The 6,923-nt window shown below is 56.7% G+C and carries 7 protein-coding genes and 1 pseudogene; 2 read left to right on the top strand and 6 right to left on the bottom strand.

Features of this window, described 5'->3' with window-relative positions; all coding sequences use genetic code 11:
- Positions 1-216: 216 nt before the first annotated feature.
- Positions 217-1,419, bottom strand: a complete 1,203-nt coding sequence (gene cml, locus ACN2XU_RS24005) for a CmlA/FloR family chloramphenicol efflux MFS transporter (protein ID WP_419412864.1) — start codon at positions 1,417-1,419, stop codon at positions 217-219.
- A gap of 571 nt (positions 1,420-1,990) precedes the next feature.
- On the opposite strand from cml, the gene ACN2XU_RS24000 reads away from it, so the two are divergent.
- A complete protein-coding gene (locus ACN2XU_RS24000; RefSeq protein WP_419412863.1) occupies positions 1,991-2,530 on the top strand; it encodes a recombinase family protein in 540 nt (179 codons plus the stop codon).
- Between the two features lie 242 nt (positions 2,531-2,772).
- Positions 2,773-3,276, top strand: coding sequence for a helix-turn-helix domain-containing protein (locus ACN2XU_RS23995; RefSeq protein WP_238373363.1), 504 nt, complete (start codon positions 2,773-2,775; stop codon positions 3,274-3,276).
- 134 nt (positions 3,277-3,410) lie between these two features.
- On the opposite strand, the gene ACN2XU_RS23990 is transcribed toward ACN2XU_RS23995, so the two are convergent.
- From ACN2XU_RS23990 to ACN2XU_RS23970, 5 genes and pseudogenes are all read right to left on the bottom strand, one after another.
- Entirely contained in the window at positions 3,411-4,199 is a 789-nt protein-coding gene (locus tag ACN2XU_RS23990) for an endonuclease (protein ID WP_419412862.1), read from the bottom strand.
- A complete protein-coding gene (locus tag ACN2XU_RS23985) occupies positions 4,192-5,523 on the bottom strand; it encodes a DNA cytosine methyltransferase (RefSeq protein ID WP_419412861.1) in 1,332 nt (443 codons plus the stop codon). The genes ACN2XU_RS23990 and ACN2XU_RS23985 overlap by 8 nt, the downstream gene beginning before the upstream one ends.
- Before the next feature lie 44 nt (positions 5,524-5,567).
- The gene (locus ACN2XU_RS23980) at positions 5,568-5,846 is read right to left on the bottom strand and encodes a chromosome partitioning protein ParB (RefSeq protein ID WP_238373366.1); all 279 of its coding nucleotides are present in this window, start codon (positions 5,844-5,846) and stop codon (positions 5,568-5,570) included.
- Entirely contained in the window at positions 5,830-6,498 is a 669-nt protein-coding gene (locus ACN2XU_RS23975; RefSeq protein ID WP_419412860.1) for a ParA family protein, read from the bottom strand. The genes ACN2XU_RS23980 and ACN2XU_RS23975 overlap by 17 nt, the downstream gene beginning before the upstream one ends.
- A 111-nt stretch (positions 6,499-6,609) precedes the next feature.
- Positions 6,610-6,923: pseudogene (locus ACN2XU_RS23970) on the bottom strand (replication initiator protein A); the annotation flags it as partial.

Here is a 6,923-nt window from a genome sequence, read left to right as displayed (position 1 = left end):
ACCGTATATAGAGCGCTGGATACAGGAAGTGCCAAAGCGGACGCAGACCCGGATTAGGTCCGCTGGCTGCTATGCGGGACTTTTCAGACCTTCGTTGCATCTGTGCCAATGACCGGTTCGGCGAACCGTTCAACAAACGGTCGTTTCTAGGAGCGAACCACCCCGGCTTGTCTATTGTCGCCCGGTGCTCATTATGGGCACCGGGCGTTCCATTTATCAGCCGCTCAGGCTTGATCGTGGCAGTGTCGTCCGCACCCAGACGGCAGCGACAACCGACATGAACGCCATATATCCCACCAATGGGAAGGCTGTGCTTCCACCCAGCATGACGATGAAAGCGGTGCCCACAAGCCCAACGATGACGCTCTGACCGCAGAAGTGCAGCGCCACAGCGATCCCCGCGGCATCGCCAAAATCGCGCAAGGCACCATTCGCGGTCACGGACCCGATCATCACGATGCCCAAGGCTCCGATCCACATCGGCGCGATGAATAGTACCACTGAGTTTGACCAACCGAACTGGCGGAGCATCAAAAGTAACGCAGCAGAAAAAATCAGCATGAGCCCCCTAAAGACGCATCCAGCGGTTCCCCACTTCGCAACAAAGCCGGGCGTAAACCGAGATGCAGCGATCATGACCGCAGCAACTGTCGCAAACACGATACTAAAACCCAGTTCACTCATCCCGGCCTGTTCGATCAAAACACGCGGTGCCGTCGAAAAAAACACAAAGAACGTCCCCATCGCCGTGCCGAAGGCGACGGTATAGGCCCAGAACGCGCGGCTTTTCAGGATATCAAGCGCACCAACCGCGACCGTTCTTTCACGGCGGATGTGCGTTTCGGGCCAGTTCGGGATGACCAAGATGGCAACCGCGCCGGTCGTAAGAGCCAACAGCCAGAAGATCCACCGCCATCCCAGTGCTTCAGCAATCAGAGCCCCTGCAATAGGTCCAAGCGCAGGCACAAAAGACAGCATCGCATTCATCAAGCTGTAAATCGCCCCGCTTTCTGGCTTTTCGGCATATACATCGCGAATGGTCGCAAAGACGGCAACCAGCATTGCAGAAGCGCCAAAGGCCTGAACCACCCGCAAAGTCAGAAACGTAGAAGCGGAAGATGTTGCAGCGAGGCCTAGCGTCGCTGCGATGAACAGGACAACGCCAATCACAAGAACTGGGCGTCTTCCGATGCGATCTGAAACGGGGCCGAACAGCACCTGTCCAACACCCAGCATGATCATGTACAGCGTCAGCGTCATTTGCACGACCGACGCGCTGGTGCCGAGTATGGCAGGCATGGCAGGGACAATAGGCAGATAAATGTCCATCCCAAGCGACGCCAAAAGGTTGAAAGGAATGAGCAGCGCAAGGGCTGCTGTCAGGCTGTAAGACCACAACCGCTTATTATTTTTAGACATGTGAAACGCTCCGTTGGATAAATCCGACGGCCGTTCAGGAACGCAATTAGCGATGACCTTTTCAAACGGCCGCAACAACCAGGTGAAGGTTGGTGCGGCTCAGCGGCGTGCTTTTTTTGGTCCCACGGTGTGCTCCTGTCAAGTTGACACGTAATTACCCTAGAAAGGCAGCGCCCTCAAGACACCATACAAATACTTGTAAGTAATAGAAAAAAATACGTCAGCGCAGAGTTTCGGCAAAGCTGCTGCTGGTTCTAGCACGTTATTGACCTGCCGTAGAAGCTGACATTCGCTGCAGCGCCGAAATTCGGTAATGAGGGCTCCCTCAAGCCGTTCGCTGCGATCTGCGCGAACGGCTGCTTCGACGCTGCGGCCGTTCACTGAACCGTCTGTGACAGGCTGCTGAACTTATTTGTGAAAAACGACAACGGTGTTGGTAGATAAGGTCAGCGCGCCATAAACGGTCGTTTTTGTCCGGACGCCCCGCCCTACCCAGGATCAATCGCTTAGCTAGGACAAAAACCCCCGGCAAAACCTTTGCGGTTTTGGCAGGTTTTTGTCACAGTGAAATATGATCATCGGATATGCCCGCGTCTCGACAGACGACCAGAACCTCGACGCCCAAACTGACGCCCTCACGGCAGCCGGCGCGGAGCGCATCTTCGCAGAAAAGATCAGCGGTACGAAACAGCAGCGCGCTGAGCTTGGGGCGCTGCTCGATCAGCTTCGACCTGGCGATGTGGTGGTCGCGACCAAATATGACCGCCTCGCTCGATCCCTGCGTGATCTGCTCGACCTGGTGGAAGCAATCAAGGATCGCGGCGCGGGTTTCCGTTCCTTGGCCGAAGATATCGACACGACGACACCGGCGGGTGAGCTGATCTTCCACGTCTTTGCCTCTATCGCCCATTTCGAGCGGCGTAGGATCGCAGAACGCACGAGAGAAGGGCTACAGGCCGCCAAGGCGCGCGGGCGGGTTGGCGGTCGCCCCCCTGCCCTCACTGGAGCTCAGAAGGCCGAGGTGCGCCGCATGCGTGATGACGAACAGCGGGCAATCTCGGAAATCGCACAGCTGTTCAAGGTGAGCGAGCGGACGATTAGGCGGGCGTAAAGCGCGATCCCAATGGACAAATGCGTCCAGGGGTTACTACGTCTAGAATCGCGTATTTCGACAATGCGTCCTGAATGGGAAATTCGTCCTTCTTCAGTGGCCGCATACGTCCTTAGCCCCCATGGACTTTAAAGACCTTAGCCGTGGCCCTATATGCCCATGGGTCAAAGCCGAGAAGGTATTTATTTTCAGAATGTTATACCCGATATGTCGATCATCAACAACCGCTCAAGGAGCCCAAAATGACAGAAGATACCGACAAAGTCGTTCCCCTTAAAGGCCGCAAGAAGACGGAGCCGACCGACGAGAGAACGCTCACCCGCAAATGGGGCAAAGAAACAATGGCCGCCAACTACACGGTCATTCCTTGCGCCCTTCTTCGCGGCCAAGCGCGATTGAAGATCGGGCCGAACGAACTCGCCGTCTTGATCCACCTGATCGATCATTGGTGGCAACCCGAGGCGATGCCCTGGCCATCGAAAAAAACCCTCGCCGAGCGCTTGGGCGTCAGCACCAAAACCGTGCAGCGGGCTATCGTCGTCTTGGAAGAAGAAGGTCTGCTGCTTCGCAAAGAACGTTATCACAAGGCAGGCGGTAGAACATCGAACGAGTACGATCTTTCCCCGCTCGTCGCGCGATTGAAGGACATTGCCAAGGATATGGACGATGCCTCCAAAGAGGCAAAGGCTGTGAAAAAGGCCGCTGAGCGCCCTGGCCTGAAAAAGCGCTCCAAAGCGGCGAAGTGAGGTAGCTACGATGCTCGACGATTCCAACTACCGGCGCATCATGCTCGTCATCGCCGTGCTCGGTCTAATCCTGACCGCTCTCCAGGTGATCCTTTAAAAACACCGGCTGGCCCCAAAGGCCGGTCGGCCCGACCCTAATCTCGATAGTCCCTAATCGCGTCGTGATTGAGCTTCTTCGCCGGAACAAGCCGATAGTGCCGTTCCTCAACAACCTTGATTTCGTCGTCCTGTAACGTGAGCTCGAAGAGCGCGACGATGTGTGCATCCATGAACTGGGCAGCGATCGCCCTGCACCGCATTCCAGGGAACTTCTCTTCAACGAAGCGAATATCCTGGCTCGTCTGGACGATGCCGATCTGATCCTTGCCCCCCTTGGCCTGGACGGGGATCACATAATGGCAGCCGCGCTTGTCGAGTCCGACATAGAGCTCGTCGATCTCGATCTGCCCTACCCCTTTGACAGTTGTGCGAAGGTGGTTCTGAAGGCTGTAGGTCGTGAGGCTCAAGAACGTGTCGATCAGCCGGTTGTATCGCACGATAGCCAAAAGCGCCTGCTCGTCGTCGAGCGCATAAGCGCGGATCAGCTCGGGCGTGGAATCGGGAATGTCGATCGTCACAAGGTCTTCGCGTGGCAAGACGCGATTGATCTTGACCAAGCGAAACTTGTAAACGGCACGCCCCGCGAGCTCGATCACCCACTCCATGCCTTCCGGTTGAGTCTCGACGATGCGCCCAGGCAATGCCGCGCGAAAACGGAACGAGTAGAGCACATCACCCAGGTTCTTCGGAAGCTTGATGTCCAAGACCTCAGCCGCATCCTCGATGTCTGTGCGGGCAAATTCGAGCTCGGTCGCACCGTCGCTGTAGCGGTCGAAGAATATCTTCTCGATCAGTGCTCCGTAGCGGTTGGGCGATTTAGCCATAAGCAACCCTCCCCGCGTTGATCTCTTCCTCGATCTCTTCTTGCTTGCGCTTTTTTGCGCCGCTCTTTCGGTCGCGCTTGCTCGGCGGCGGGGTGATGCCAAACCGGCGTGATGCTCGCGAAAGATCGAGCGTCAAGAGCTCTGGATCGCCGAGTGATAGGGATTCCTCGGGCCTGTTTGGTTCGATGCCCAGGGCTTCAATCATCTTCGTAGCGATTGCCCTGGCCAAAGGCGGCGGGACCGCATTGCCGATCTGTCGCGCGCCATGCCACTTGGTCGCGTTAAATCGAAACCAATCGGGGAAGCCATGCAGCCGCGCCATTTCGCGCACGGTGATACAGCGCGCATGGCGATAATGGATCGGGCGCGGGCTGGTGAACGCGCCCCTTGCGCCGTCAGTACCGGCGCGAAGCGTGTTGGAAACACCGCCTTGTGAAAGCTTGAAGAAACGGCTGATCGGCTCGACCGCCCCCTCGTCCGTCTGGCGGAAACGCCGCCGTGAAATCTCTGTGTGGTCGGTGCGGGCGCTCGACGTAAGAACATTGGGGTTCCACTCGCGCACATAACCGAAATGCCAGCCGTCGTTCTTGAGACCGCGCAACTCGGCCGCATAGTCGGACGGATCGCCAAAGCGGCTCGTCTTGACGGCATCGCTTGCCTTTAGGGTCTCGAACGTATCGGCATCGGGAAGATCCCCGATCGCTTCGGCGCAAGATGGCCCAAAGTCGAGCTCGGGATATAGCTTTGGCCGACCGGCAATGTTGGTTGTCGGAGCAGGATACTCTGGAAGCGCCCTGCCTTTCTTCACGCCCATGAGGATGAAGCGTTCTCGCGATTGTGGTGTGCCGTAGTGACCGGCATTGAGCACCTTCCACGGCAGGCGGCACTCGTAGCCGACCCGATCAAATGCCCCTACCAGTTCCTTCAGGAATGTCTTGTGCTTGCCGACCGTTAGGCCTTTGACGTTTTCGAAAACAAAGCTCTCTGCATCAAGCTCATGAACGAGGCGCACGAAATCAAGAACGAGCTGGTTACGGGGGTCATCGAGCGCTCTGTGACCTATCAGAGAAAATCCCTGGCATGGCGCACCGCCGAACACGCAATTGATCGTCTTTCCCTCAAGGCCTGCACGTTGCCTGATTTCATCACCGGTGAGCTCAGCAACCGAGGCTGGAATCACAGTCGTTTCAGGGAAGTTGAATTCGTGGACTGCACAATGCACGGGGTCGATCTCGATAGCGGCTTTAACGTCGAAGCCTGCTTGCTCGAAGCCGAGGCTTAGCCCCCCTGCCCCTGCAAAAAGATCAATACCAATTGGTCGCATTGCGCTCTTCTTTCTTAACATTGGCCTAGCATCACACCTTTCGGTTAATGCGATCCTTCATATTTTTCCCACAAAATCTCGATCAGCTGACCCTGTGTGACGCCGAGCCTTTCGGCCTCTGCTGCTATGGCTTCGCCAACCTTTGGAAAAACCTTTGGGTGCAACTGGTAGGTTCTCGGGCTTGGCTTGCGACCGGGCTTCTTTCGAGGAGTTCTGTCGAGAAATCCCCGCGCTTCTCCAACTTCATCGACGCGGCGGACTTCTTCAACGGTCGTATCTTTCGGACGCGCCTTGAGTCCAGCAAGTCTATTTGAGCCGTTCATATACAGCCTCCGCGAATGCCTGAGCGTTTGCCAACGCCTTATCTACCTTGCCACCTGTGACCATCTCCGGGTCATTCATCATCGCTGTCAGATCGCCCCCATAGGCGAACAGTTCCGAGAACGCTGCGCGCGCGACCAGGGACGGCTCGATCACGTCGATCCCTGCCCCACTGAGCTGTTCTTCTAACTCCTTCTGGACGCGGCTTTTGACGGCTGCGCTGGTCTTAGTCAGAACCACAGCATGCCGGATTGACCGCCCAAGCGCTTCTTCCTCTTCGCGAACCAACGCCAGTGCTTCGGAGCCGATCTCTGCGTCGAGCGCCGTCGGCTGCATCGGGACAATCACCAAATCCGCCTGGGAGATGGCGCGACTGACGAGCTGAGAGGCAACCCCTTCGAGGTCCACAATGACGATCTTGCCGTCACCATCTGCGCTCCGGATGGTCGGAACAATCTCTGAACGGCCAACATCGCTCTTCAAGGTCACACCGGAAGGTGCGCCATGAGATGCCCACCGGGTAAGAGACTTGTTCGGGTCACAGTCAAGCACCGTGACATCCGCGCCCATGCGGGCGAACTCAGACGCCAGAAGAACGGCGCATGTCGATTTTCCAACCCCACCTTTGGGGCTTGCCATAACGATGACGGGCATTGCTCGATCCTGCCACTTTGTTGTTACCGGTTTTATATCTTATACCGGAATTAAATCCAACACCGGAAATTATTCTGTTACCGGATTTATTTCCGTAACCGGTTTTTATTCTCAGGGCCTGCCTCGCTTCTCAAACCACTTTCGGCAGAACCCGATGAAAGCCCGGTCAGCGTTGCGGGGCGGCTCAACACACCAGTCGCGCCACTCACGCTCTAGGAAACGAACGTCCCAACCCGGCGCTGCATGGCGCGCTTCTTCGTAGGTGTCGGACTGCAGCGGTGGAATACTGCCTTCAACAAGCTGGGCGGGAGACATCGTGCCGCGATTGGTGAACACCACCATGTCGGCTTCATCCTCAAAGGTTACGTGGTAATCCGGCAAATGGTCATGCTCTGCGAGCTGACGGATCATCTGCCGAAAGCGCT

The sequence above is a fragment of the Pacificoceanicola niger genome (genome assembly GCF_048553275.1).
Lineage (GTDB): Bacteria > Pseudomonadota > Alphaproteobacteria > Rhodobacterales > Rhodobacteraceae > Pacificoceanicola.
This window is presented reverse-complemented; position numbering and strand designations above follow the sequence as displayed.

What these genes read in the sequence shown, in the direction of transcription:
- ACN2XU_RS24000 (WP_419412863.1), top strand. Translation starts at nt 1,991, where the DNA reads ATGATCATCGGATATGCCCGCGTCTCGACAGACGACCAGAACCTCGAC.
- ACN2XU_RS23980 (WP_238373366.1), bottom strand. Translation starts at nt 5,846, where the DNA reads ATGAACGGCTCAAATAGACTTGCTGGACTCAAGGCGCGTCCGAAAGAT.
- ACN2XU_RS23975 (WP_419412860.1), bottom strand. Translation starts at nt 6,498, where the DNA reads ATGCCCGTCATCGTTATGGCAAGCCCCAAAGGTGGGGTTGGAAAATCG.
- ACN2XU_RS23985 (WP_419412861.1), bottom strand. Translation starts at nt 5,523, where the DNA reads ATGCGACCAATTGGTATTGATCTTTTTGCAGGGGCAGGGGGGCTAAGC.
- cml (WP_419412864.1), bottom strand. Translation starts at nt 1,419, where the DNA reads ATGTCTAAAAATAATAAGCGGTTGTGGTCTTACAGCCTGACAGCAGCC.
- ACN2XU_RS23990 (WP_419412862.1), bottom strand. Translation starts at nt 4,199, where the DNA reads ATGGCTAAATCGCCCAACCGCTACGGAGCACTGATCGAGAAGATATTC.
- ACN2XU_RS23995 (WP_238373363.1), top strand. Translation starts at nt 2,773, where the DNA reads ATGACAGAAGATACCGACAAAGTCGTTCCCCTTAAAGGCCGCAAGAAG.